The sequence below is a fragment of the Rickettsia sp. genome, assembly GCF_965035265.1.
In genome coordinates this window covers 1-26,082 of the sequence record NZ_CBCDJS010000005.1, presented here as the reverse complement: position 1 = coordinate 26,082, position 26,082 = coordinate 1, and the positions used below count along the sequence as shown (strand labels likewise).

Below are 26,082 nucleotides of genomic sequence, written 5' to 3'. Positions count from 1 at the left end.
AGGCACAAGATCTTGCCACTAAATGGCTTTGGTCTTATAATAACGAAAGACCAAATATGGCTATAAGCGGTATAACGCCAATACAAAAATTAGCTTTAGCAGCTTAACTCTCTACTCTCTACTGCGATTAAAAATGGGGGGATTACCATTGGCTTTCCTTTGCGACTATCTTCTTGCTGTTTTTTTAAGACTATGATATTTTCTTCTTGTTGTGTTTCTAGAAATTTTTTATAATCACTTATTACTCTTTGCTTTTCTTCTATAGACTGAGTATTTTGTAATTCACTAATATATTTTTTCTCCTGCTCATATTCCTTTAGCAATTCTTCTTTATCTTTCATTGAGATAGATTCATATTTTAAAAGTAATAATTCAACATCATTAAGCAAATCAATTTTATATCCAATTTTTGTTAAAATAATGTTCTCTATTGCTTCTTTACATATCTCTTCTAATTTTTTTATATTAACATCATCATTTTTAATATAATTATAAAATCCTTTTTTTATTTCATTTAAATCCATTATTTCTTCATTAAATACTTCCTTTTCTTCTTTAGATAGAATCGTACTCTCTTTTTGAAATACTGGAATTTCATCATGCTGCAAATTGTCAATTACATATATAATAACTTCTTTTTGCTTTTCATATTGCAGCGGAAATAAATTAATTATTGAATCTATATTTCCTTCAATAGTAGCAAAAAATTCTTGTCCAACTACATTTATATCTTTCATTAATTTCTCTTTTTACAATTATTCTACAAAAACCATAAAATATGGTAATTTTTAGAAAATAGCAAGAATTAAATTAATTTTTCTTAATGTAATTAAAGGTAAATGTTAAGGATAATTTAGAAATACAGCAAATAGCAAATTACATAGAGTAACTTGCTATTTATATTAGATCACTCCAAATATTGCTTTAAGTATGTACCGGTATGGCTTTCCTCGCAGGCAGCAATAACGGCAGGAGTACCGCACACAACTATCTTACCACCTTTGTCACCTCCTTCAGGACCGACATCAATAATATAATCTGCTGTTTTTATAACATCTAGATTATGCTCGATAACTAAAACGGTATTGCCCATATCAACAAGCTTATGTAATACTTTTAACAATTTATTGATATCATCAATATGCAAGCCCGTAGTCGGTTCATCAAGTATATAAAGTGTTTTACCGGTTGAACGTCTTGATAATTCTTTAGCAAGCTTAACACGCTGTGCTTCACCTCCTGAAAGAGTAGTAGCAGACTGACCGATTTTTATATAACCGAGTCCTACCTCATTTAAGGTAATAAGTTTTTCGTATATTAATGGGATTTTTTCAAAAAATTGCATCGCATCTTCTACCGTCATCATCAAAATATCGGCAATAGATTTACCTTTATATTTTATTTCAAGAGTTTCCCTATTATATCTGTGACCGTTACAAATATCGCATTTTACATATACGTCAGGTAAAAAATGCATCTCTATTTTAATCAGCCCGTCACCTTGACACGCTTCACATCTACCGCCTTTAACGTTAAATGAAAATCTGCCTACTTTATACCCTCTAGCTTTTGATTCAGGTAATTCCACAAACCAATCCCTAATATGGGTAAATGCACCTGTATAAGTCGCAGGGTTTGAACGAGGAGTTCTACCTATCGGGGATTGATTAATATCGATAATTTTATCAATATATTCAAGTCCTTTTAACTCTCTATATTTTCCTGGGAATACTTTTGCAGTAGGCTCTAAATGCTTTAAAGCCGCTTTATATAGAGTATGAATCATCAAGCTTGATTTACCGCTTCCTGATACTCCCGTTATAGCAGTAAAAGTACCAAGCGGAATTTTGATATCAACATTCTCTAAATTGTTGGAAACCGCTCCAAGTAATTCAATTGCCCTATTATCATGCCCTACTCTTGTTTCAGACGGCACTTTGATTGTTTGACGACCACTTAGATATCTACCTGTAATACTTTCTTCAAAATTCTTTATTTCTTCAGCATTCCCTTCAGCAATAACACGACCGCCGTGAATACCGGCTCCCGGTCCTATATCAATAATATGATCTGCTTCATACATTGTTTCTTCGTCATGCTCGACTACCAAAACGGTATTACCAAGATCTCTAAGCCTTTTTAGTGTTTCGATTAATCTTGTATTATCACGCTGGTGAAGACCAATAGACGGCTCATCAAGTACATATAAAACACCGCTAAGCCCTGATCCTATTTGAGATGCAAGACGGATACGCTGGCTTTCGCCTCCCGATAAAGTACCTGATTCTCTTGATAACGTTAAATAATCAAGCCCGACATTCATTAAGAATTTTAGTCTCTCAGTAATTTCTTTAAGTATACGCTCGGCAATAAATAGTTGTTTTTTATTTAATTTTTCTTCTAAGTGATTAAACCATTTTTGCAAGGCTGCAATACTCATACCTGCCACTTCACCTATATGAGAATCTGCTATTTTAACACATAATGCCTCATCTTTTAATCTATATCCTGAGCAAGCAGTACATTTATGTTCCGACTTAAATTTAGCGAGTTCTTCTTTAATTAAAACTGATTCTATAGTACGATCTTTTTCTTGCAAGCTTGGTATTATTCCGGCAAAAGGTTGTTTTATTGTTTGCGTTTTAGAACCGTCGTGAAATTCAAACTTTATTGCCTCTTCTCCTGAACCTTCAAATAAAATATCCTTAACATTTTGTGATAAACTTACAAAAGGTACTTCAATAGAAAATTTATAATGATCGGCGAGAGCCTTTAATGTCTCTAGGATAAATTTAGAAGATGTACTACCCCAAGGCACTATTGCACCGTCTTTAATAGAAATTCTTTGATCCGGAACAATTAAATCTCTATCAAAGAAAAATTCCTTACCTATCCCTTCACATTTAGGACATGCTCCAAAAGGACTGTTAAAAGAAAAGATTCTCGGCTCGATTTCCATAAGTTGAAAGCCTGAAACCGGACAGGAATATTTCTCAGAAAAAGTAATACGCTGATTTTTTTCAAACTCAGTCTTAACTGCCGGCGGTAATTCTACAATTTCTAAATAAGTAATGCCCTCAGCAAGATTTAATGAACTCTCTAAGCTATCTGCAAGCCTATTACCTAAATTTTCGTCTAGAACTATTCTATCAACGATTACTTCTATATTATGCTTTTTATTTTTATCAAGCTTTGGTAAATCATCAATTTCACAAGCTTCACCGTTAACTATTAATTTCTGAAAGCCTTGCTTCTTCAAATTCATAATTTCACGTTTGAACTCCCCCTTATGTCCTCTAACAATAGGAGCGAGTAAATATATTTTCGTACCTTTAGGTAGTTCGTTAATTATATCTACCATCTCCGAAACCGTTTGACTATGTATTGGAAGACCGGTTGCCGGAGAATACGGAATTCCAACTCTTGCATATAATAACCTAAGATAATCGTAGATTTCCGTTATAGTTCCGACCGTGGAACGTGGATTTTTGGAAGTAGTTTTTTGGTCAATTGCAATAGCAGGTGATAATCCAGAAATAGATTCCACATTTGGTTTATTCTGTAAATGTAAGAATTGCCTTGCATATGAAGATAAACTTTCAACATATCGCCTTTGTCCCTCTGCATAAATAGTATCAAATGCTAAAGAAGACTTGCCTGAACCGCTAAGACCGGTGATAACAACAAATTTATTCCTTGGAATATCAACATTTATATTTTTTAGATTATGCTCTTTAGCACCGCGTACCTTAATATATTCTTGGTTCATAATCACTTCACTACAAAATTTTTGAGATATTTTTTAAAAAACCTGTAGTATTATAGGCTCTTTTATTTTATTATTGCAATAATAATATTTTAAAATAGGTAGTAATCTATGGCAGGTAGTTTAAATAAAGTAATATTAATAGGTAATGTAGGGCGTGATCCTGAAATTAGAACTACAGGTGAAGGAAAAAAAATCATTAATCTTTCCTTAGCAACAACCGAAACTTGGAAAGATCGTGTCACCGCAGAACGAAAAGAACGAACCGAATGGCATAGAGTAGTAATATTTAGCGAAGGGTTAGTATCTGTTGTAGAACGCTATGTTACAAAAGGCAGTAAATTATATATTGAAGGTTCATTGCAAACCCGTAAGTGGAATGATAATTCAGGTCAAGAAAAATATACCACGGAAGTTGTATTACAAAACTTTAATTCACAATTAATATTATTAGATAGTAAAAACTCTAATAATCATACTCAGGATTCAGGGCATAGCGAATATAAACATTCTGAGCATAAAGGTCCATCTTCTTTTGATCATAGCGACCTAGACGACGAAATACCGTTTTAGAAATCTCAAAAAATTAATATTCTAAATATTTTTATGAGACGATATATACTAATAATTAGCTTAACAGTTTTATATGCCATAAGTAGTATTTTTCTTATTTATAAAATTAAACAGAAAGATGTATATTATAATTCGATAATTCAGGCTGAAAAATCTAAATATACTGGATTTCTTATTAAAGATAAGAATAATTTGGATATATTGTTAATGAACGGAGATGATATAATAAATCATCACGTACTTTCTGATAAACAATGGGAACCACATGTTCAAAATGTATTATCGCAAATACTAAAACCTAAAGATAAGGTTCTAGTATTGGGAGGACATATAGGTATTCATGCAACTCTAATAAGCAAATTAATAGGTAAAGATGGAAAAGTTTTTATTTTTGAGCCAAATCCTAAAATCTTAAAGTTTTTGCGTACAAATTTATTTTTAAACAATGCAGAAAATGTTACTTTATATCCTAAGGCAGCTTTTTCAAGTAATACTAATGTTGCTTTTATAGCAAAAGCTTTAGGAAATGTAGGTGGAGCTCATATTATCACATCAGAAGAAGATAAAAATGAAAATTTAGAACAATTAATAACGGTTGAAGCAGTTAGTATTGATTCTATAAATGAAATTAGAGCTATTGATGTTTTACAAATGGATATTGAAGGTGCTGAAGAAAATGCTGTTTATGGAGCTCAAAAATTAATTGATCGTTCTCCGAACTTAATTGTTTTCCAAGAATGGTCACCATTTTGGATGAAAGATATAGATACTTATTTAAAGTTTTGGCGTTCTAGAAATTATAAGATTGTTCAAATTACTTTAAGCGGTGGTTTAAAAGAATTAACAGATGAAGCGTTAAAATCTTCAGGACAAATTGATATTGTTATGACTAGAAATTTAGAAAAACTTATCAACAATTTTAAACCTTTGTAGTAATGAAAAATTTTATTTGGGCAATAATATTTTTAATACCAATATTTCTTTCAGGGTGTTCTACTACTCATGATGTTGCTAGTAGGGTAAAGCATTCACAAGATATAGCAACTCAAAATAACTTTCAGATGCAGCTAGTAAACGGAGGTGATTTTACTCTTACGACTTATCAGCGTATTACCGCTAGTCACTTACCTTTTGTGTTCTATATTGAGGGAGACGGACATCTTGCGGATGGATCTGCTAATTCCGACAACCCTACTCCTGTTAATCCTATGCTCTTGAAGCTTGCTACAATAGATAAAAGACCGAATGTTGTTTATGTAGCAAGGCCTTGTCAATATACCCCTTTAGAAATGAACCCAAAATGTATTAGTGATTATTGGTTAGATAAGAGAATGAACCAAGAAGTCGTAAATTCAATTAATAACGTCATAAATACCGTTAATAACGGACAGAAATTTAGCTTAGTCGGTTTTTCAGGAGGCGGTGGGCTTACAATATTAATTGCCGCTCAAAATAGTAATGTGAGAGATATTATAACGATTGCCGGTAATTTAGATACTGAAAAGTTTGACAAACATCATAATTATCGCGGTTACTTAGTTAAATCTTTAAACCCAATAAATTATGCAAAGCAGGTTAATAATATCCCTCAATTACATCTCTCCGGCATGGATGACAAAAGAGTCTCGCCTTTCATAGCAGAACTTTACGTAAAAACAAGCAACTCACCGTGTGTAAAAAAGCAAACTTTTCCTAATATTTCTCACGCGAAAGGTTGGGATAAAGTTTGGTCTAATATATTAGATATTCCTTTGATTTGTAATTAGGTTCTGTGAAAGAAAATCAAATTATTTGTATTTTTAGATATTTTTGAGCGAAAGGTATTGTGTAGGAAATATAGCAACAAATATTAGTAAAAGTTGTACTTTATTTTTTATCTATCATACAAGGCGAAATCTCCCATTGACTTTTATATAAAACAGTATAAGTTTTTTTATAATTTAATTTCTTATACAAAAATTATGCTAGGCTACGAAGAAGAACAAAGAAGTTTAACTAAAGAGCAAAAGAAAGCAATAGGTCTACTATCTATAGGCACATTTCTAGAATATGTAGATTTTATGCTATATATTCATATGGGAGTATTTCTAAACGAAATATTTTTTGCTCCAACTAACAACCCTTATTCTGCTGCTCTTTTAGGAGCTTTTTCCTTTTCTGCTCCTTTTATTGTGCGTCCCATCGGGGCCCTTATTTTTGGTTGGATAGGAGACCGTACAGGACGTAAATCTACAGTTATTATTACCACTTCAATAATGGCAATTTCTTGTCTAATGATTGCTAACCTACCGACTTATGCTCAAATCGGTATTACTGCTTCAATAATTGTAATAATATGTCGTATCCTACAAGGTATGTCTTCAATCGGTGAAGTAATAGGAGTAGAGCTTTACTTTACCGAAACTATAAAGCCTCCAAAAAGTTATCAAGTAGTAGGCTTAATTGGAGTCTTTTCAGTACTTGGAGGGACTGCCGCTTTAGGGCTTGCAGCTTTAGTTACTTCTTATGGATTTAATTGGAGGTTAGCTTTTTGGATTGGGGCAGGTATTGCTTTAATAGGAATGGCGGCAAGAACTACTTTACGAGAAACTCCTGAATTTGTAAATGCAAAACGACGCCTGGCCAATATATTTAATCAAGTAGATGAAGATCCTAATGTTCTTTTAAAGAATCCTATATATAACGAAAACGTGAATAAATTAACATCACTATTTTTATTATTTATAGATTGTATGTGGCCATTATGTTTTTATGTGGCTTATATTTACTGCGGCGATATTCTTAAAAATTCTTTTAATTACAGTACCGAGGAAGTAATTCATCAAAATTTTTACGTATCTGTTGCTGAAGTAGGAAGTTTAATTATAATAAGCTACTTGAGCTATAGGATACACCCTCTAAAAATACTTAAAACACTAAACACTATATTCTTTGGTTTTGCTTTAGTTTGCCCATATTTAATTTATAAAGCAACTACTCCTTTTGATTTATTATTAATTCAAATGGCTATTATTTCTTTTGGTACTAGTCGTATGATAGGTGTTCCTATCTTTTTTAAGCATTTTCCTATATTTAAACGTTATATTAGTGTAAGCCTAATCCATGCATTATCACGTGCATTTGTATATGTTATTACCTCATTTGGTTTGATATATTTAGATATCGATCATTGGGGACTCATTATTGTAATGGTTTTAGCCAGTATAGGCTTCGCATTAGGGGTGAATCATTTTGAAAAGTTAGAGAGGAATAAGTCTGTAAGTCTGAATTCTGATCAGTTTGAGAAGACTGTAAGTTTGACTTAAGAGAACTTATTTGAAGACAATATCTTGTTAATTTTGCCTCAACTTCAAATAATTCTAGATAAGTAGCTAAAATTATGAAATTTTTTAAAGTATCCACAAGAATTTTTATTTGTTTCTCAGGCGACTTAGCTGCTAATGTTTGTACATTATGAATACGATCAAATAATTTTATAAGTGCGGTATCATATCTTTTTTGCTTAATTAATAGGTTTAAGCTTTCTTCGGCACTAATTTTTCCGTAAGATTTAACCCTAGTTAAGCCCTCTACATGATTTGCTACTTCTTTGCCAAAAATCTTGATGATCATTTCTTCGGTAAGTTCTGTATCTTCAATAGTATCATGAAGTAGTGCAGCTTGCAGCATAATAGCAGTATAAAGCTTAGGAGCTTCATCTGCCGCAAATGCAGCTAGCATAATCGCCACTTCAATCGGGTGTGAATAGTAAGGGTCGCCTGATTGACGCATTTGTGAGCCATGATATTTGCGAGCATAGAAAATGCCTTTTTTAACTTCCTCTATATCAACGGGATTTTTTACCTTAGTGTTTAAATATTCAACTTTATCAAGTAATTTTTTAGCATAAACGCAAATTTCAAACTTTTCTTTCCAAGAACTTAAATCTTCCATAAAAAGTTATTTTATTTATATTAATAATAGTTGATTATAATTAAAAACAAAAATTAAAAAATTGCAATAATAAATAGCTTCTTAACTTTAAGTATATTAAAACTTTTAATTATTTGGCATTCTAGCAACTATAATCTTGGTTTATTAGTTTGTAAAAGATTCAGCAGTTACTTAAGGACAATCGATATTTATCGAAAAATGAAGAATGGCGCACCCTAAAGGATTCGAACCTCTGACCCACAGATTAGAAATCTGTTGCTCTATCCAGCTGAGCTAAGGGTGCTAAACATTTACGGTAAACTTTATATCAGTTTAAGCAAAATTTTTCAAGGATTCTTTTTTTATTAGAAATAATATAAGCAAATGTGGTAAAAAATATTCATGGATAAATTCTACAATTACAATTCTTCTTCACATCATGCTTTACTTAGTCTTAAAGTAAAGCCTAATTCTAAACTGAATCTAATTAGCGATTTTGTAATTATTAACAATATTCCATATCTAAAATTATCTATAAAAGCAGTACCGGAGCAAGGTAAAGCTAATGAAGAAATAATAAATTACTTAGCAAAAGAATGGAAATTATCACGAAATAATATAGAAATTATTAAAGGTCATACTAATAGCTTAAAAACGATATTAATAAAAAATATTGACGAAAACTATTTAAATTTGATTATTAATTCCTATATTAAATAAATAGAGTTTTGTTACAGTACCAACATCATCATTGCGAACGAACGAAGTGAGTGCGGCAAGGTATTGTTGCGTGGATCGGTAAAACCCACTGTGTCACCCCGTGGCTTGACCACGGGGTCCATAAAAATAATAAAAAATACTAATAATATTAGTATTTTTAACTGGATCCCGCGATCAAGTCGCGGGATGACAAATGATAAACCTATCCACGCAACAATGCCGAGCGGCAATGACGAAAAAACTGACCTAGTAACAAAGCTAAAAACAAGAATTTATGATTGGTTTAATATGACACAAGAAAAAAAGAAATTTGACGCCGAAGTCGGCAAGATTTTAAATTTAATGATTCACTCTCTTTATAGTAATAAAGAAATTTTTATGAGAGAGCTAATTTCCAATGCTTCGGATGCTTGCGATAAATTACGTTATTTATCTCAAAGTAATAGTGAATTAGTAGCAGGTGATAGCAATTTTAAAATTACGGTTAAAGTAGATAAAGATAACGGACAAATTATTATCCGTGATAACGGCATAGGTATGAATAAAGAGGATTTGATTGAGAATCTTGGTACTATTGCAGGATCAGGTACGGCAAATTTCCTTAAAAGCCTCTCCGGTGATTCTAAAAAAGATAATATGCTAATCGGTCAATTTGGCGTCGGGTTTTATTCAAGCTTTATGATCGCCGATAAAGTTCTTGTCACTTCAAGAAAAGCAGGGGAAGATAAAGTCCATGTTTGGGAATCAGATGGACTAGGTGAATATACCGTCTCAGATTCGGATAAAGAATTCACAAGAGGTACGGAAATCGTTTTACATGTTAAAAAGGAAGAAGATACATTTCTTGATCATTTCAGGTTAAAACATATTGTTAAAAGCTATTCCGATCATATAGCAGTACCGATATATTTCTTTGATGAAGCCGGTAATAATGAAATACAACTAAATTCCGCATCTGCATTATGGACAAGACCGAAATCAGAAATCACAGAAGAACAATACAAAGAATTTTATAAAAGCTTATCTTACGCCATAGATGATCCATGGGTTACCCTGCATAATAAAAATGAGGGAGCTATAGAATTTACTAATCTGCTTTTCATCCCCTCAAGCAAAACATTTGATTTATTCCATCCTGATCACAAAAGACGAGTAAAATTATATATCAAAAGAGTATTTATTTCCGATGAGAATATAGACTTAATCCCATCATATTTAAGATTCTTGAGAGGCGTAGTTGATTCAGAAGATTTGCCGCTAAATATTAGCCGTGAATCATTGCAGCATAATAGCGTACTTGAGAAAATCAAAAATGCTATTACAAAAAAAGTGCTTGGCGAACTTAAGAAAAAGAAAGAAGAATTACCTGAAGAGTATAATAAGTTTTGGGCTAATTTCGGCGGTGCTTTAAAAGAGGGTTTATGTGAGGCTACCACCGATCATGAAAAATTATTAGAGGTATGTATATTCAGAAGTGCATTGCATAATAAAATGATCAGTCTTGACGAATATATAGCGAATTTTAAAGAGGGGCAAAATACTATATATTATTTAAGCGGCGATAATCCCGATAAATTACTTGCAAGCCCACAAATCGAAGGACTATTAAGTAAAAATATCGATGTATTACTTTTTACCGATACAGTCGATGATTTTTGGGTAAATGTTAATAGCGAATATAAAGGACATGCTATTAAATCAGCAACAAGAAGCGATATTGATGTAGAGCAAACTAGTTCGTCATCTGAAGAAAAAAATAAAGACAATACAAAAACAGATGATGAGTATACATTACTAACCGATTATTTTAAGGATACATTAGGGGAGCTAGTTAAAGAAGTTAAGATATCCAAAAAACTTACTTCAAGCCCTGCTTGTCTTGCAGTTGGCGAGTCTGCTATGGATATTCGGATGGAGAGGTTTTTAATAGAGCAAAAGCAAATTACTACTGCTTCTGCTAAAAATTTAGAACTAAACCCTAAAAATAAAATTGTAGAAAAAATCTTTAATGACTTAAAAGCAAATAATAAAAATAACGAAGAGTTAGTTAATCTAATATTTGATCAAGCCTGTATTTTAGAGGGTGAACCTGTCGCTGATACCGGTGCTTTTTCAAAGAGATTAAACGATATTGTACAAAAAGCCATATTATAACTTTAAACTTCTTTAATTTTAATATAGAATGGTTGCAAACGTGAGTTTGGGTATCCACTGTCATACCGTGGCTTGACCACGGTATCTAGAAAAAAAATAATAAAATGGATTCCTGCTTTCGCAGGAATGACATAGAGAAAATGTTTTATTACGATACTATATTTAGCAAGCATATAGATAAGATCAAAAGTGAAGGAAGATATCGAGAATTTAAGGCCTTAAAAAGACAAGCCGATAATTTTCCTTTTGCAGAGCATGAAGATAAACAAATAGTCATGTGGTGCATTAATGACTATTTGGGTATGAGTAAACATCCAAAAGTAATGCAAGCTTCTATAGATGCTTTGCTAAAATACGGTGTTGGATCAGGCGGAACCCGTAATATCGGCGGTAATAATACCGCCATTCTTGAGCTTGAAAAAGAACTTGCAGATTTGCATAGCAAAGAAGCAGCTTTAGCTTTTACCTCCGGTTTTGTTGCAAATGATACAACGCTTGCAACACTTGCTAAAATTATGCCGGATATAGTATTTTTCTCCGACGAGTTAAATCATGCCTCTATTATTGCTGGTATTACAAGTTCTAGAGCCGAAAAATACATATATAGACATTTAGATGTTAAGCATTTAGAAGAATTATTACAACTAGTTGATATTAATAAACCGAAAATTATTGTTTTTGAATCAGCTTACTCTATGGATGGTTTCTTTTCGCCTATTAAAGATATAATTAATTTAGCCAAAAAATATAATGCTTTAACCTTTATCGATGAGGTTCATACAGTCGGTTTATACGGTAAGCATGGTGGCGGTATTGCAAAGCTTCTTAATTGTAGTGAGCAAATCGATATTATTCAAGGGACGCTTGCCAAAGCATACGGCACTATCGGCGGTTATATCACTAGCAATCATAATTTAGTCGATGCTATAAGACTAACTGCTGCAGGGTTTATTTTTACTACTTCATTGCCTCCGGTAATTTCTGCTGCTGCAACACATAGTATTAGACATCTCAAAGAATCAAATGACGAACGCATAAAGCATCAAGAAGTAGTTGCAAAGCTTAAAAACTCTTTTGAACGTTTTAATATACCTTATTTAAGAAATGAAAGTCATATAGTACCGATAATTATCGGCGATCCGATCAAAGCAGCTAAAGCCTCAAATATGCTACTTAATGAATATGGCATTTACGTTCAACATATCAATTTTCCAACCGTACCACGAAGTACGGAACGCCTCCGAATCATCCCAACTCCCGCTCATACCGATAAAATGATCAATGATTTATCTATAGCCTTAGTGCAGATATTTGCCAAACTTGATATAGAATTATCTTCTGCTAAAGAATTGAACGAAGAAGTACGTTTAAATCTTATTGCTTAATAAGCTTTTACTCTCTATTTCTGTGAAATAATATACGAAGTTCAACCTGAAAAAGAGTAATCTAGCTGTAAGCCGAGAAGGGAAAGAGCGTATACTAAACGTTCAGCATCCGAGGACTTACAAAGACATTGTCACCAATTTTTCAAGTGGGGCGGTATATAAAAACTATTGCATATTTTGGCTCTTTGGTTTATTTTGATTAGCAAACTATATATAGAATTAATGGATTATTAAAATGGGAATTACCGTATTAAAAAACGAAGGATTGGATTTTTATGCAAAAATCTCTACTCCTTTAAGTGAGATAGATGACGATATTCAAAAAGAATTGCTTGATTTAACCAAAAAAGTTAAAATAGCAGGTTTTAGAGCCGGTAAAGTACCAGTTTCAATTGTTAAGAAAAAATACGGCACTTCCGTCAGAAATGATATAATAGAAAGAAGAATAAACCATTCAGTAAATCACGTTATTAAAGAGCATAATCTAAATATAATCGGTAGACCTAAAATTGAAGAGCTGCAAAATGAACCCGACAAAGCTTTAGAATTTACTGTAAAAATAGAACTATTACCTAAAGTTACTATCCCGGATTTAAAGAAAATCGAGATAAATCGTCCAAAATTAGAAGTAAGCCCTAAAGATGTTGAAGAACAGCTAGAAAAGCTTGTTGCATTAACAAAAAGTTATACCAAAGAAAGTAAAGTAAAAATAAAGGACGGAGATCAGGTTACTATTGATGCAATCGGGTATATTAAGGATGAAGCTTTTGAAGGCGGTAAATTAAATGATTTTAAGGTGGTAATAGGTAGTAATGCACTTATTCCCGGTTTTGAGAAGCAATTAATAGGTTCTAAAACAGGTAGTGAGGTAGATGTTAATGTTACTTTTCCTGAAAATTACCATGCTAAAGATTTAGCAGGTAAGGATGCTCGCTTTGCAGTACAAATTAAAACTGTACATACTGCAGAACCTACCGTTGTTGATGATGAGTTTGCTAAAAAATTCCAAAGTAATAGCCTTGAGGAGTTGCGTACACATTTTACTAAACAAATAGAAAATGAGTCAGAAGAAGCTATTAATACTATAATGAAAATGAACTTATTTGATAAGTTAGAAAAATTACTAGATTTTGATGTACCGGAATCTTTATTAACTCAAGAAAAAGATATATTGAAATCTGAATCCGATAAAAACGAACAAGACGATTCTTTATTTAAAGATAAATCCCCTAAAGAAATAACAGAATATTATAATAAATTAGCATTACGCCGTGTACGAATAGGTCTACTACTTGCTGAATATGCAAAATCTAAAAATTTGCAATTAGAGCCTGATGATTTAAGAAAAGTTATTATGCAACAAGCACGTAATTTTCCTGGACAGAAAAATATGATTTTTGATTTTTATAAAAACAATCCTAGAGCAATTGAGGGGCTTAAGGGTCCTGCCTTAGAAGATAAAGCTGTACAATATATCTTTGATAACGAAATAAAGCTTAAAGAAAAGAAATATGCTAAGGAAGAGCTAGAAAAATATCTAGAAGCAGAAGAACAACGCATTACTTTGATTTAAAGTTTACCGTTTTTTTCATTCTTACAAAAACAGGAATACAGTGCTTTTTTTGTGTCATCCCGTGGCTTGACCACGGGATCTTGTGTCACAGGCTGTATCCTGAGATCCCGCAATCAAGTTGCGGGGGGTGACATTAAAAATTACTATTAATAATATTAGTGTCTTAAATTGCATTTCTGGATACCGTGGTCAAGCCACGGTATGACATTGGACGGGTTTTTCGATCCACACAACAATAACCTACTCATAACAACTATGATATTACTCTTGCGTTTTTATAGTCTCTAAAGCAAGCTTAACTATTTTATTTACTCCGGTATTAGTATAAGTAGAGATAGGAAAAACTTCTTTATTAGTAACTTCCCGCAACTTATTTATTTTTTCTTGTATTTCCTCATCGGTAAGAACATCACATTTATTAAGACATATGATTTCGATTTTGTTTTTTAGATAATCGGAATATGATTCAAGCTCAAGGCGTACCGTATTATAATCTGCAACTACATCATTACTAGAACCGTCTATTAAATGTATTAATACATTACATCTTTCTATATGCTTTAAGAATTTATCACCAAGCCCGTGTCCTTGATGAGCTCCTTCAATCAAACCAGGAATATCGGCTATAACAAACTCTTCATCATCAACATACACCACTCCAAGATTCGGCACTAAAGTAGTAAAGGGATAATCGGCAATTTTAGGCTTAGCTGCCGTTACAACAGATAAAAAAGTAGATTTACCAGCGTTTGGAAGACCTACAAGCCCAACATCAGAGAGCAGTTTTAAGCTTAAATGAATCCACATTTCTTCAGCAATTTCCCCTTCTGTACGCTTTCTCGGAGCTTGATTAACCGATGTTTTGAAATGGCTATTACCAAGACCGCCGCTTCCTCCTTTAATTATTTCAAAGCTTTGATCATCATCAGTGAAGTCATGCAATAATATATTGCCGTCTTCTGAAAAGATTTGGGTTCCGATTGGCACTTCAAGAGCTAACGATTTTCCTGATTTACCGCTTTTATTTGAACTCTTACCGTTTTCACCGTTTTCAGCAATAAAATGCTGTTTATATCGATAATTTACTAGCGTATTAAGGTGGTGGCTACTTGTGAAAATAACACTACCGCCACGCCCTCCATCACCACCGTCAGGTCCGCCTCTGTCAATAAACTTTTCACGATGGAAACTAACGCAACCATTGCCGCCGTTTCCACCTTTTATATATATTTTAACTTCATCAATAAAATTCATATTTGCCTTAGTGTCATACCGCGGCTTGACCGCGGTATCTATAAAATAATTTAAAATGTATGTTGTTTCTGCATTTTTTGGATACCGCGGTCAAGCCGCGGTATGACAAAAAACGCATTATACCAAAATTCATCTCTCCCGAATGCCCTTATACTCTCTATGTACATAGCCGGTGTAAAGTTGTCTCGGTCTGCTGATTTTTTGTTCAGGGTCTTCGTGCATTTCTTTCCATTGTGCCATCCAGCCTACAGTTCTTGCTATTGCAAAAAGTACCGTGAACATTTGCGATGGTATACCCATAGCTTTATAGATAATACCCGAATAAAAATCAACATTTGGATATAATTTTCTCTCAATAAAATATTCATCTTTAAGAGCGATAGCTTCAAGCTCTATTGCTATTTGTAATAACGGGTTACCATCTAGCTGCCCGAGTTCCTTTAATACTTCCTTACAAGTTTCTTTAAGTACTGCGGCACGAGGATCGTAGTTTTTATATACACGATGACCAAAGCCCATTAACCTAAAGGGATCATTTTTATCCTTAGCTTTAGCTATATATTTAGGAATATTTTCAGAACTACCGATTTCTTTAAGCATATTTATTACCGCTTCATTAGCCCCGCCGTGAGCAGGCCCCCAAAGTGAGGCAATCCCTGTACTAACACAAGCAAAAGGATTAGCTCCGGATGAACCGGCAATTCGGACTGTTGAAGTAGAAGCATTCTGCTCATGGTCGGCATGCAGAATAAATATCTTATTAAGAGTATTTTTTATTATCGGATTTACTTTATATTTTTCACAAGGCGTTGCAAACATCATATGTAAGAAATTTTCGGTAAAATCTAACGAATTATCAGGATAAATAAAGGGTTGTCCTATAGAATATTTATAAGACATTGCAGCGATGGTAGGTATCTTAGCAATCATTCTAATAGCAGTAAGTTCGTAGTCTGCTTCCTTAAAATTCAATAAATCAGGATAAAATGCCGAAAGAGAACCGACAGCTGCAAGCATAATAGCCATAGGATGAGAAGAGCTACAAAAAGTTTGAAATAAATAATGTAATCTTTCATTCACTAATGAATGAACAGCAACTTTTTTAGTAAAATTATTATACTGCTCACTACTTGGTAATTCTCCGTAAATCAATAAATATGCTACCTCTAAAAAATCGCTCTTTTCGGCTAAATCCTTAATATCATATCCTCGATACCTTAATATTCCTTTGTCACCGTCTATGTAAGTTATCGTGGATCTACAGGAAGCAGTCGACATAAAGCCTGGATCATAAGTAAAGCAATCGGCTTCTGCAGATACCCTGCTTATATCGATTACATCCTCACCTATACTTGCTTTAAGTATAGGTAATTTAAATATTTTTCCTCTAATTTTTAATTCAGCAAACTCTGAGTCATTATTATTTTCATTGGTCATATACATATACCTTATTTTTATACATCAGTAAGTATAACCTTACTTTAAGGAAATTAGAAATGAATTATTATTTATGAGGATTTAAAGATTTTCTATATTGCGATACGAACTTATAATACGTAAAATTTGTAAAGGGCTGGTATTAGGATCATAAATAATATAATAATTATATACAATCCAAAAGCGTAAGGGTTTATTTGTTAAATCTTCACGTTTACTTCCTATGTTAGGATTATTAGCTAATTTATAAAAAGCTTGTTCCAAGCATTCTAGTACGTTATCAGCTGCTCTAATACTATCATTTGTTATATAAAGCCAAATATCTTTGATATCTTGTTTAGCTTGGCTAGTTAAAATAAATTGATTTTTAACCATTGTTTTTTAAATAAGCTTTACGAAAATCACGAATATCTTGTAACGCTTTTTCTCCTGGAATTAATTTACCTTCAGCAGCTTGGTCTAAACCAATCTGTATTTCGTGATTAAGCCATGTTTTATAATTTTCAAACTGAGCATTTTGAGAAAAATTTTCAGATTTGACCATTAAACGTAACGCTGCTCTTATAACTTCACTTGAAGAATGGTAAAAGCCGCTTTCTACCTGTCTATTTACATATTTTTCAAGTTCAGGAGTTAAAGAAATATTCATAATATTACCTTTAGAATAACAATAATTGATATTAGCATAACATTATATGTTATTTCAAGAAGATTTAAGTCATCTTTTAAATTTGATAGCTTCTAACACTTAATATATTCATTTAAAGCTTTCTTAACTATTCCATTCAAAGTATCACCGTGTTGCATAGCATATAAACTTACTTCTTTATGCAATTCAGGCTCTATTCTAACATTAAAACTACCTTTAAACGGTTTATCGGGAATTTTACCGGCTATATTACAATCTTCTAGATAACTATCCACAGCTTCATGCAATGATTTTATTAAAGTTTTAGCATCAGAGCCTTCATAAGTTATTAAATCTCTTATAAATTCTACTTTACCAAAAAATAATTCTTCTGAAGCGTCAAAATGTACTGATCCTAAATAACCTTTATAACTCATAAAATCGTTTTTTATCATATTAGTCCCTCTTCTTCTAATTTTTTAATTACTTGTTCAATTAAATATGGCTTTATAATTGGTTTAGGATGAGGCTTATGTAGGTTAATAATTAAAGCCGTTTTTTTATTATAAATTTTCTTCTAGAACCACCGGTTTTACCCGTTGTAAGTTCTTCAAAATGTAAACTACCTAGCAGTCTAGTTAACTCATCCCAAGTAAAGTCTTTAGGCTTTGATTTCAATCTTTTAATAAGTTTATCTATTGAACTCAATTTAATATTTTTTTAATTATAACATAATTGTAGCATCATTTATTAATACAAGCAACTAAAATTAGTTACATAAAATAAAGATTTAAGGATTAGCTAGCTACCAAATTATTCTTTACAAGATACTCCTTAATCTTGAGTAAATCATACCAAGAGGTGCGTTTTTGCGTAGGTTGGCGTAGTAGATAGGCGGGATGAAATATTGCAGTAGTCTGAATGGGTGAAGATAAATATTTATTGCTATAAAAATAATATTCTTGTCTAATTTTAGTAATACCCGAATTTTTTCCAAGTAAACTAGTAGCAGCCGTGCTACCGACTAGAATAATTAGCTTGGGATTAATAAGAGCAATATGCTTCTCAACGAAAGGTCTACAAATATCGACTTCTTCGAGCGTCGGCTGTCTATTAGCAGGAGGACGCCAAAATACCGTATTAGTAATATAAGCGTTATTTTTTCGTGAAACCCCGATAGCATGCAGCATATTATCAAGTAAATTTCCGCTTTCTCCGCAAAAAGGTATTCCTTTCAAATCTTCGGTACTTCCCGGAGCTTCTCCTATTAACATAATTTTAGCTTCTGGATTACCATCACCGAATACAGTGTTAGTAGCAAATTTCTTAAGTTCACAACCATTAAAATCTTGTAGAGATTTTCGTAGTTCTTCTATATTATTAGCTTTATCGGCAAGAGCTCTTGCTAAGGTTATATAGTCAATTGATTTGGACTCACCTACATTGTCGCTCGTCGTTCTCCTATTAGTTATAGGCTTCGCTCCTTGCTCCTTGTATCCGAATCCAACTGAATTGACTATGTTATCGTGCGTATCGGATTTGATTTTTGCTTCAGGCATAAGTTTTACTTGTGGCTTTTCGGTTAGCTTGGTATTATTGCTCACTTTTAATTTCGGCAGATGCTCGTAGCAACAATATTCAACACCGATTGCACTTAACCATTTAAGCGTATTATTCATTATCTTAAAATAAAATATGTTAAAACATTCCGTACCGCACGAACTGAACGGCATAAGGCTTGATAAAGCTCTATCATTGCTTCTTGAAAATGTCTCAAGAAATCAAATTCAAAAAGCTATTAAGAGTTCTTGCGTACAAGTTAATGATGTAATTATTTCTGATTCTGACATTTTGGTCAAGGAGAATGATGTTATATTATTTTCTTTCAAAGAACCTGAAGAACTAAAAATTGCAGCAGCAAATATAGCGCTTGATATAATCTATGAAGATGATGATTTGATAGTAATTAACAAAGCTGCCGGTATGACGGTACACCCAGGTGCTGGTCATCATGACGATACACTAGTTAATGCCTTACTTTATCATACCAAAAATTTATCGGATATAGGTTCATCGGAAAGACCCGGAATAGTGCATCGTTTAGATAAAGATACTTCAGGTTTGATGGTGGTTGCTAAAAATAATAAAGCCCATATGTTGCTTGCAAATCAGATAGAGCAAAGACAAGTAGTACGAAAATATAAAGCGTTAGTTTGGGGGGTTGTTAATCCGCTAGAAGGAACAATAAAAAATAATATAGGTCGCAGCCGAATAGACCGCCAAAAAATGACCATATTAAAATATGGCGGTAAAGAAGCCGTTACACATTACAAGACTCTAGAGCTGTTTTACGGCGGTACTATTAGTATGGTGGAATGCAGTCTTAGTACTGGTAGAACTCATCAAATCAGGGTACAGCTAAGCCACTTAAAGCATTCAGTAGTCGGTGACCAAACCTATGGCAATAACGACCGAAAAATTGCTCATTCCCTACCCGAACTCAAAGCAAAATTAATTGATTTTAAACGTCAGGCCCTGCACTCGTGGTATTTAAGCTTTACTCATCCGACTAGTAATGAGATTATGGAATTTTCTTGTGAGCTGCCAAGAGATATGGAAGAGATAATTAGTTAAAAATATTTTATGCAATGTTCCATAAAGCAAATTCTTAGTAACGCTACAGATAAATTAAATAAAATAAGCATCAATTCACCGCAATTAGAAGCACGAATTTTACTACAGCATGTTATAAATAAACCTATTGAGTATTTGCTCATTAACCTTGATGAGCAGTTAAATCAGTCAGAGGTAGAAGCTTTTGAAAAACTGTTAGAGAGAAGATTAAAGCATGAACCGATAGCTTATATTACTAGTGTTAAAGAATTTTACTCACGTGAATTTATAGTTAATAAACATGTATTAATTCCAAGAAGTGATACAGAATTGTTGGTGGAAATAGTTCTAGGTTTACTCAAACCGTCATTGCGAGCGACTAAAAGGAGCGTGGCAATCTCAGGAACTTTGCCTGAGATTGCTTCGTCGACGCTTATGGCGTCTTCTCGCAATGACAAACTCTTCAACATACTAGAACTCGGTACTGGTAGCGGTTGTATTGCTATCAGCCTATTATGTGAGCTACCAAACGCTAAGGCAGTAGCAACTGATATAAGTCTTGATGCTATAGAAGTTGCTAGAAATAATGCCCTGAAGCGTCAAGTAAGTAATCGTATAAAAATAATTCATAGCGACTGGTTTGAAAATATCAAGGATCAAAAATTTGATGTTATAGTTAGCAACCCGCCATATATATCGTACACCGAAAAACCAGAAATGGTACTTGAGACACTGAACCATGAACCGCACCTTGCATTATTTGCTGAAGAAGATGGCTTGCAAGCTTACCGCATAATCGCTGAAAATGCCAAGCAATTCTTAAAACCAACCGGTAAGATTATATTAGAAATAGGCTTTAATCAAGCAGATAAAGTTAGCAAAATCTTTTTAGATTACGGTTATAATATAGATAATATTTATAAAGATTTGCAGTCGCATAGTAGAGTAATAGAAATTTCTCCTATTAATTTAAATAGATCATACGCAAGACGAATCGGTAAAAGCTTGTCAGGAGTGCAACAAAATTTATTAGATAACGAACTACCGAAATATTTATTTTCCAAAGAAAAGCTTATTGATGAAAAACGTAAAATATTTTTGGAAATAGGCTTTGGTATGGGTGAGCATTTCGTTAATCAAGCCAGATTAAATCCTGATGCACTTTTTATTGGGGTAGAAGTATATTTAAATGGAGTTGCAAATGTTTTAAAACTTGCTGCTGAGCAGAATATAGTCAAATCATTTGACTATATCACGAATTTTTTATTATTTCCTAATAATTTAGATTTAATATTAAATGAGATACCAAATAATAGTTTAGATGGAATTTATATTTTATTTCCCGATCCATGGATAAAAAATAAGCAAAAAAAGAAACGCATTTTCAATAAAGAACGTCTTAAGATTTTACAGGATAAGCTAAAAGATAACGGTAATTTAATATTTGCTTCCGATATCGAAAATTATTTTTATGAGGCAATAGAGCTAATAAAGCAGAACGGTAATTTTGAAATTATGAATAAAGATGACTATCTAACCTCGCATGATAATTATGTAATTACCAAATATCATCAGAAAGCTGTTAATGCAAACAGAATACCGAAATTTATAATTTTGCGGCACGTTTTAGACGATCATTAATCGCAGCACCTATATTTGCTTGAGGTATAGGGCTAACAGCTATACCGCACGCATCATGAGAGGCGGCATAATCGTCAAGTATTCTTAAATATGAATAAAGATTTGCAGCAGCTTCTATAAGATCACCTTTAGTACTTAGATTTAATGAAAATCTTCCAGTAAGATTGCTATTACCAAAATTTAAGCCAATTTCTTTATCTTCTAAATTTATAGCATTTAGCCTAACCGGTACTTTTGGTGAATAGTGTTTTGCAAGCATACCTGGAGCTTTTATAGCACTTGTCTCTGATGCTTTTAAAACTTTTACCCCAAGTAACTCTTCTAAAATTTCAGCAGTTATAAACCCTTCTCTAAGTATAGTAGGGTTAGTCGTTGTAGCATCAATTATCGTTGACTCTAGCCCATATTCAGATTGATAGATTTCAGGTGCTAAAATAAAAATTTCAGCGTTTTCCGAAAAGTGTTTCGTGACATGCTCAGCGTTAGTCGGACTAATATAGTTTGAGGGGTTAGCACTTGGGGCGGCTATAGGTACGCCTGATTGTCTAATAAGCTCTAATGCTACAGGGTAAGACGGTACCCGAAGTGCTATTGTATTAAGTCCTGCCGTTACGCTAGGAGCAATATTTGCACTCTCTTTTAAAGGCACAACTATAGATAATGGTCCAGGCCAAAATTTTTCTGCTATTTTTGCGGCTAAGTCGTTAAACTCTCCTATTTTTTTTGCTTGCTCTATGGAGAAGACATGCACGATAAGCGGATTGATAGCAGGGCGATTTTTAAACTGAAAAATCTTTAAACAAGCTTCATTATTAGTAGCATCCGCTCCGATTCCATAAACTGTTTCGGTTGGGAATACTACTACTTTACCTGATTTTATATATTCAATAGCTTTACTGATCATTAATTTAGTTATTTTGGTTTTGTTATATATCTGCTTCTCTATGTCATTCCCACAGAAGCGGGAATCCAGTCACTAAAAGTATAAAAACACTAAATTTTTAAAATTAAAAGCTCAAATAATTTCGCTTTTTTCTGGATTCCCGCTTTCGCGGGAATGACATAGGAAAGCTTCAATTATAAACGGTTAAACTTAGCTATTTTATCAAAAAAATTACAAATATCTTGCAGTAATAACAACCGATTCCCTGCAATTTTTGAATCAGGATCATTAACTAGTACATTATCAAAAAAGCTAGTAATTGGAGTTAATAGAGACGATAATAAATTTAAGGCTTTGTTGTAATCTTTATCTGATATACTATCTGTAACTTGCGGAGAAATTTTTTGCATCACTTCAAATAATTCTTTTTCAGGTTGTGTACTAAAAAGACTCGCATCAACTAAGCCAGTAATTTTCTGATCGCTGATTATATTATTTGCTCGTTTATAGGCATTTAATAATTCCTTTCCTGTATCTTCTGCTAAAAATTCTTTTAACGCATCAAGCTTAAATTTTGTATCTACTAAATTTAAGTCAAGAACTGCATTAATTAATGAAATATCATAATTATTTTTGAAATAGAATTTTATTCTTTCTTCAATGAAGGATATTATTAAATCCTTATCTTTATCAGATGAGTCTTTATATAAGCTTATGGAAAAACTAATTAAATCAGTAAGTTGTAACTCTAATTTATTTTCAAGTATTATTCTTATTATACCAAGGGCTTGACGCCTTAAGGCATAGGGATCGCCTGAACCTGTCGGAGCTTCGCCTGCTATCATCAAACCTACTAAACTATCTATTTTATCAGCTAGTCCAAGCAACGCGGCATTTCCGCTTGGTACATTGTCGCTTAGACCTTGCGGTTTGTAATGGTCTCTAATTGCCGTAGCTACTTCTTCATTTAGCTCTTCATGCTTTGCATAATAATAACCCATAATACCTTGCAAATCAGGAAATTCCCCGACCATTTCAGAAACAAGATCGCTCTTGCAAATTTTCGCCGCCGTGATTAAATCTTTATTATTTGGAGCTATATAATCACAAATTTTGATTATACGATCAATTTTTTCTTTCAAATTACCAAGCTTTGCATGAAATGTTACTGCTAGCAGCTTGTCTAAATTTGATCCTAAAGTTTTAGAGATATCTTGTTTATAGAAATATACAGCATCGGAAAGTCTTGCAGATAATACCTTTTCATTACCTTGTACAATTAACTCACTATTGGCAAATCTACCATTACTGACAAAGAGAAAATACGGGGCAAAATTTCCCGCTTTATCGAATAGACAAAAATATTTTTGATGCGTACGCATCGAGGAAATTAATACTTCTTTAGGTAGTTCTAAGAATTTCTGCGGTATTTTTCCAAGTAATACAACAGGAAATTCAGTAAGCCCCGCTACTTCTTCTATTAAACGTGCATCTTCTTTTATAGTTAAATCATGAAAATTTGCCAGTTCCAATAAGCCGGTCTTAATTATTTCTTCTCTCTTTGTTCTTTCTAAAATAACATGATTTTCTAAAAGCTTATTTCTATAATCTTCAAAATTTGTTATTTCTAATTTTTTATTATCAGTTAGACGATGCCCATACGTAATATTATTAGCGGTTAAATGCCCAAATTGCAGCGGTAATATTTCGCCGTCAAACATACATAAAATGTTACGCAGAGGTCTAATCCATTTTATTTTGTAATCGCCCCAAAACATTGATTTCGCCCAGCTATATTTATTAATAGCCTCTACGATAATTTCCGGTAGAATCTCTTTTATTTCTCTTTCTTCTGTTTTTTTTATCAAGAAATAATATAGCTGATTATTAATTAATTTAGTAGAAAGCTCTAATTTGCCAACATTATGAGCTTTACAAAATCCGTTAATAGCGGCTTCCGGAGCATCTATGCTCGGTCCTTTAATTTCTTCTTCTTTTGGTAAAGTTACCTTTGGCAAGTGGGTAGCATGCAGCGTTATCCTGCGAGGCCCCGCAAATACTTGTACTTTTGCGAATATTTCGTTTTCTTCAAAAATTTTCGTGAATATGTTTAAATAACCCTCTTCAGCATTTTTTTGCATTAATGCTGGTATTTCTTCACTAAATAACTCTAATAATAATTCACTCACTCGTTCATCTCCAACCATTTTGTGCAACAAATTTTTGCTAAATGACGCACTCTTAAAACATAAGAAGCACGCTCGGTTACGCTAATTACCCCAAGTGCATTTAATTGATTAAACACATGGCTTGCTTTAAGGCATTCATCATAAGCAGCTAACGGGACATCTCCGTTAACTAGTCTTTTGCATTCCTCTTCACTATCTTTGAAATGCCGCAATAAAATTTCACTATTCGCAAGCTCTAAATTATATTTTGAAAATTGTCTTTCAGCCTCAAAATCGACTTCTCCGTATTTTAAAGCTTTTTCTCCTACTTGCCCATTCCAATCAAGCTCTTTTACTTCATCAACCCCCTGAATGTATAACGCGAGCCGCTCTAACCCATAAGTAATTTCACCGGCAACGGGGCGACATTCAATCCCGCCAATTTGCTGCATATAAGTAAATTGCGATACTTCCATACCGTCGCACCATACTTCCCAGCCAAGCCCGGCAGCCCCTAAGGTCGGCGATTTCCAATCATCTTCAACAAAACGAATATCATGAGTTTTTAAATCTATGCCTAAACATTCTAAACTCTTAAGGTATAAATCTTGAATATTATCGGGAGAGGGTTTTAAGATAACCTGAAATTGGTAATAATGCTGCATTCTATTAGGGTGCATGCCATACCTGCTATCCCCTGGTCTTCTTGACGGCTGTACGTAAGCAACGGACCAAGGTTTAGTCCCAAGACATCTAAGCACCGTTGCAGGATGAAACGTACCTGCTCCGACATGTGCATCATAAGGCTGTAATATTGCACAGCCGTAATCCTGCCAGTAATTTTGCAAGGTTAGTATAATTTGCTGAAATGATAGTTTTTTCATAGAAAATGCATTGTCATACCGCGACTTGATCGCGGTATCTAATAAAATCAATATAAATTATTTGTGTATTTAAATGGATACCGCGATCAAGTCGCGGTATGACACATAACACAGAAATCCTAATAATGCTCCTTGCCGATCTCAACCTTAGGACGGCCGCTTGCTACTCGCCAATTGTTGGTATCACGGAGTGACGGTGTACAGCCACAAAATTCTTGCTTATAAAAATGTTCTTCTTTAGCGATTTCATACATCCTACTAGCACCACCATCTTTACGCCAATTATAAGTCCAATAAGTTATTCCATCATAATGAGAAGCGGCTCTAATTCCTGATTCATTAATTTGGTTCATATCTTTCCATCTAGAAATACCAAGCGAGCTAGTTATAACCTTAAACCCGTTTTCATGAGCATATAAAGCCGTACGCTCAAAACGCATATCAAAGCACATTGTGCAGCGTTTACCTCTCTCTCAGGTTCAAACTCCATC

21 protein-coding genes, 1 tRNA gene and 4 pseudogenes are annotated in these 26,082 nt (G+C 33.2%); 10 read left to right on the top strand and 16 right to left on the bottom strand.

Annotated features, from left to right (window positions below; translation table 11 throughout):
* Positions 1-95: 95 nt before the first annotated feature.
* Together AC1Z7D_RS00960 and uvrA are read right to left on the bottom strand one after the other, a co-directional pair.
* A complete protein-coding gene (locus AC1Z7D_RS00960) occupies positions 96-737 on the bottom strand; it encodes a hypothetical protein (protein ID WP_482601316.1) in 642 nt (213 codons plus the stop codon).
* Positions 738-907: 170 nt separating this feature from the next.
* On the bottom strand, positions 908-3,769 hold the full coding sequence (gene uvrA / locus AC1Z7D_RS00955) for an excinuclease ABC subunit UvrA (protein ID WP_482601315.1): 2,862 nt from the start codon (positions 3,767-3,769) through the stop codon (positions 908-910).
* 108 nt (positions 3,770-3,877) lie between these two features.
* On the opposite strand from uvrA, the gene AC1Z7D_RS00950 reads away from it, so the two are divergent.
* The 4 genes and pseudogenes from AC1Z7D_RS00950 to AC1Z7D_RS00935 all read left to right on the top strand — a co-directional run.
* Positions 3,878-4,339 carry a single-stranded DNA-binding protein gene (locus tag AC1Z7D_RS00950; RefSeq protein WP_482601314.1) on the top strand — a complete coding sequence of 154 codons (462 nt, stop codon included), beginning with the start codon at positions 3,878-3,880 and terminating at the stop codon, positions 4,337-4,339.
* Positions 4,340-4,372: 33 nt separating this feature from the next.
* Positions 4,373-5,272: an FkbM family methyltransferase gene (locus AC1Z7D_RS00945; RefSeq protein ID WP_482601313.1), complete on the top strand. Its 900-nt coding sequence runs from the start codon at positions 4,373-4,375 to the stop codon at positions 5,270-5,272.
* Positions 5,273-5,274: 2 nt separating this feature from the next.
* Entirely contained in the window at positions 5,275-6,105 is an 831-nt protein-coding gene (locus tag AC1Z7D_RS00940; protein WP_482601312.1) for an alpha/beta hydrolase family protein, read from the top strand.
* 195 nt (positions 6,106-6,300) lie between these two features.
* Positions 6,301-7,356 (top strand): annotated as a pseudogene (locus tag AC1Z7D_RS00935) (MFS transporter); the annotation flags it as partial.
* 163 nt (positions 7,357-7,519) lie between these two features.
* Here the strand turns inward: AC1Z7D_RS00935 and AC1Z7D_RS00930 are convergent.
* Both AC1Z7D_RS00930 and AC1Z7D_RS00925 read right to left on the bottom strand, forming a co-directional pair.
* Entirely contained in the window at positions 7,520-8,272 is a 753-nt protein-coding gene (locus AC1Z7D_RS00930) for an HD domain-containing protein (RefSeq protein ID WP_482601311.1), read from the bottom strand.
* Positions 8,273-8,478: 206 nt separating this feature from the next.
* A tRNA-Arg gene (locus tag AC1Z7D_RS00925) sits at positions 8,479-8,555 on the bottom strand.
* A 98-nt stretch (positions 8,556-8,653) separates the two neighbouring features.
* Between AC1Z7D_RS00925 and AC1Z7D_RS00920 the strand changes: the two genes are divergently transcribed.
* The 4 genes from AC1Z7D_RS00920 (at position 8,654) to tig (ending at position 14,083) form a co-directional block, all read left to right on the top strand.
* The gene (locus AC1Z7D_RS00920; protein ID WP_482601310.1) at positions 8,654-8,971 is read left to right on the top strand and encodes an A1G_07140 family DUF167 domain protein; all 318 of its coding nucleotides are present in this window, start codon (positions 8,654-8,656) and stop codon (positions 8,969-8,971) included.
* Between the two features lie 288 nt (positions 8,972-9,259).
* On the top strand, positions 9,260-11,125 hold the full coding sequence (gene htpG, locus AC1Z7D_RS00915) for a molecular chaperone HtpG (protein ID WP_482601318.1): 1,866 nt from the start codon (positions 9,260-9,262) through the stop codon (positions 11,123-11,125).
* A 140-nt stretch (positions 11,126-11,265) separates the two neighbouring features.
* Positions 11,266-12,510: a 5-aminolevulinate synthase gene (gene hemA / locus AC1Z7D_RS00910; RefSeq protein ID WP_482601309.1), complete on the top strand. Its 1,245-nt coding sequence runs from the start codon at positions 11,266-11,268 to the stop codon at positions 12,508-12,510.
* 235 nt (positions 12,511-12,745) lie between these two features.
* Positions 12,746-14,083, top strand: coding sequence for a trigger factor (gene tig / locus AC1Z7D_RS00905; protein ID WP_482601308.1), 1,338 nt, complete (start codon positions 12,746-12,748; stop codon positions 14,081-14,083).
* A 261-nt stretch (positions 14,084-14,344) separates the two neighbouring features.
* Here the strand turns inward: tig and obgE are convergent, their stop codons facing one another.
* The 8 genes and pseudogenes from obgE to AC1Z7D_RS00865 all read right to left on the bottom strand — a co-directional run.
* On the bottom strand, positions 14,345-15,337 hold the full coding sequence (gene obgE / locus AC1Z7D_RS00900) for a GTPase ObgE (RefSeq protein ID WP_482601307.1): 993 nt from the start codon (positions 15,335-15,337) through the stop codon (positions 14,345-14,347).
* A 129-nt stretch (positions 15,338-15,466) separates the two neighbouring features.
* Positions 15,467-16,774 (bottom strand): citrate synthase, encoded by a 1,308-nt coding sequence (locus tag AC1Z7D_RS00895; protein ID WP_482601306.1) that lies wholly within the window; start codon positions 16,772-16,774, stop codon positions 15,467-15,469.
* Positions 16,775-16,855: 81 nt separating this feature from the next.
* A complete protein-coding gene (locus AC1Z7D_RS00890; RefSeq protein WP_482601305.1) occupies positions 16,856-17,149 on the bottom strand; it encodes a type II toxin-antitoxin system RelE/ParE family toxin in 294 nt (97 codons plus the stop codon).
* Positions 17,142-17,423: a type II toxin-antitoxin system ParD family antitoxin gene (locus AC1Z7D_RS00885; protein ID WP_482601304.1), complete on the bottom strand. Its 282-nt coding sequence runs from the start codon at positions 17,421-17,423 to the stop codon at positions 17,142-17,144. Before AC1Z7D_RS00885 ends, AC1Z7D_RS00890 begins: the two co-directional genes overlap by 8 nt.
* 92 nt (positions 17,424-17,515) lie before the next feature.
* Positions 17,516-17,857 carry a type II toxin-antitoxin system HicB family antitoxin gene (locus AC1Z7D_RS00880; RefSeq protein ID WP_482601303.1) on the bottom strand — a complete coding sequence of 114 codons (342 nt, stop codon included), beginning with the start codon at positions 17,855-17,857 and terminating at the stop codon, positions 17,516-17,518.
* Between the two features lie 91 nt (positions 17,858-17,948).
* Positions 17,949-18,110, bottom strand: coding sequence for a hypothetical protein (locus AC1Z7D_RS00875; protein WP_482601302.1), 162 nt, complete (start codon positions 18,108-18,110; stop codon positions 17,949-17,951).
* Between the two features lie 89 nt (positions 18,111-18,199).
* Positions 18,200-18,823: pseudogene (locus AC1Z7D_RS00870) on the bottom strand (uracil-DNA glycosylase family protein); the annotation flags it as partial.
* A gap of 135 nt (positions 18,824-18,958) precedes the next feature.
* A pseudogene (locus tag AC1Z7D_RS00865) lies at positions 18,959-19,081 on the bottom strand (uracil-DNA glycosylase); the annotation flags it as partial.
* A 16-nt stretch (positions 19,082-19,097) separates the two neighbouring features.
* Between AC1Z7D_RS00865 and AC1Z7D_RS00860 the strand changes: the two are divergent.
* A complete protein-coding gene (locus AC1Z7D_RS00860; protein WP_482601301.1) occupies positions 19,098-20,036 on the top strand; it encodes an RluA family pseudouridine synthase in 939 nt (312 codons plus the stop codon).
* 9 nt (positions 20,037-20,045) lie between these two features.
* Positions 20,046-21,656: a bifunctional peptide chain release factor N(5)-glutamine methyltransferase PrmC/tRNA (guanosine(46)-N7)-methyltransferase TrmB gene (gene trmB, locus AC1Z7D_RS00855; protein ID WP_482601300.1), complete on the top strand. Its 1,611-nt coding sequence runs from the start codon at positions 20,046-20,048 to the stop codon at positions 21,654-21,656.
* On the opposite strand, the gene AC1Z7D_RS00850 is transcribed toward trmB, so the two are convergent.
* The 4 genes and pseudogenes from AC1Z7D_RS00850 to AC1Z7D_RS00835 form a co-directional block, all read right to left on the bottom strand.
* Positions 21,622-22,572 (bottom strand): L-threonylcarbamoyladenylate synthase, encoded by a 951-nt coding sequence (locus tag AC1Z7D_RS00850; RefSeq protein ID WP_482601317.1) that lies wholly within the window; start codon positions 22,570-22,572, stop codon positions 21,622-21,624. The genes trmB and AC1Z7D_RS00850 overlap by 35 nt on opposite strands.
* Positions 22,573-22,733: 161 nt before the next feature.
* A complete protein-coding gene (glyS, locus tag AC1Z7D_RS00845; protein ID WP_482601299.1) occupies positions 22,734-24,728 on the bottom strand; it encodes a glycine--tRNA ligase subunit beta in 1,995 nt (664 codons plus the stop codon).
* The gene (locus AC1Z7D_RS00840; protein WP_482601298.1) at positions 24,725-25,591 is read right to left on the bottom strand and encodes a glycine--tRNA ligase subunit alpha; all 867 of its coding nucleotides are present in this window, start codon (positions 25,589-25,591) and stop codon (positions 24,725-24,727) included. The genes glyS and AC1Z7D_RS00840 overlap by 4 nt, the downstream gene beginning before the upstream one ends.
* Positions 25,592-25,710: 119 nt before the next feature.
* Positions 25,711-26,082, bottom strand: a pseudogene (locus AC1Z7D_RS00835) (epoxyqueuosine reductase QueH); the annotation flags it as partial.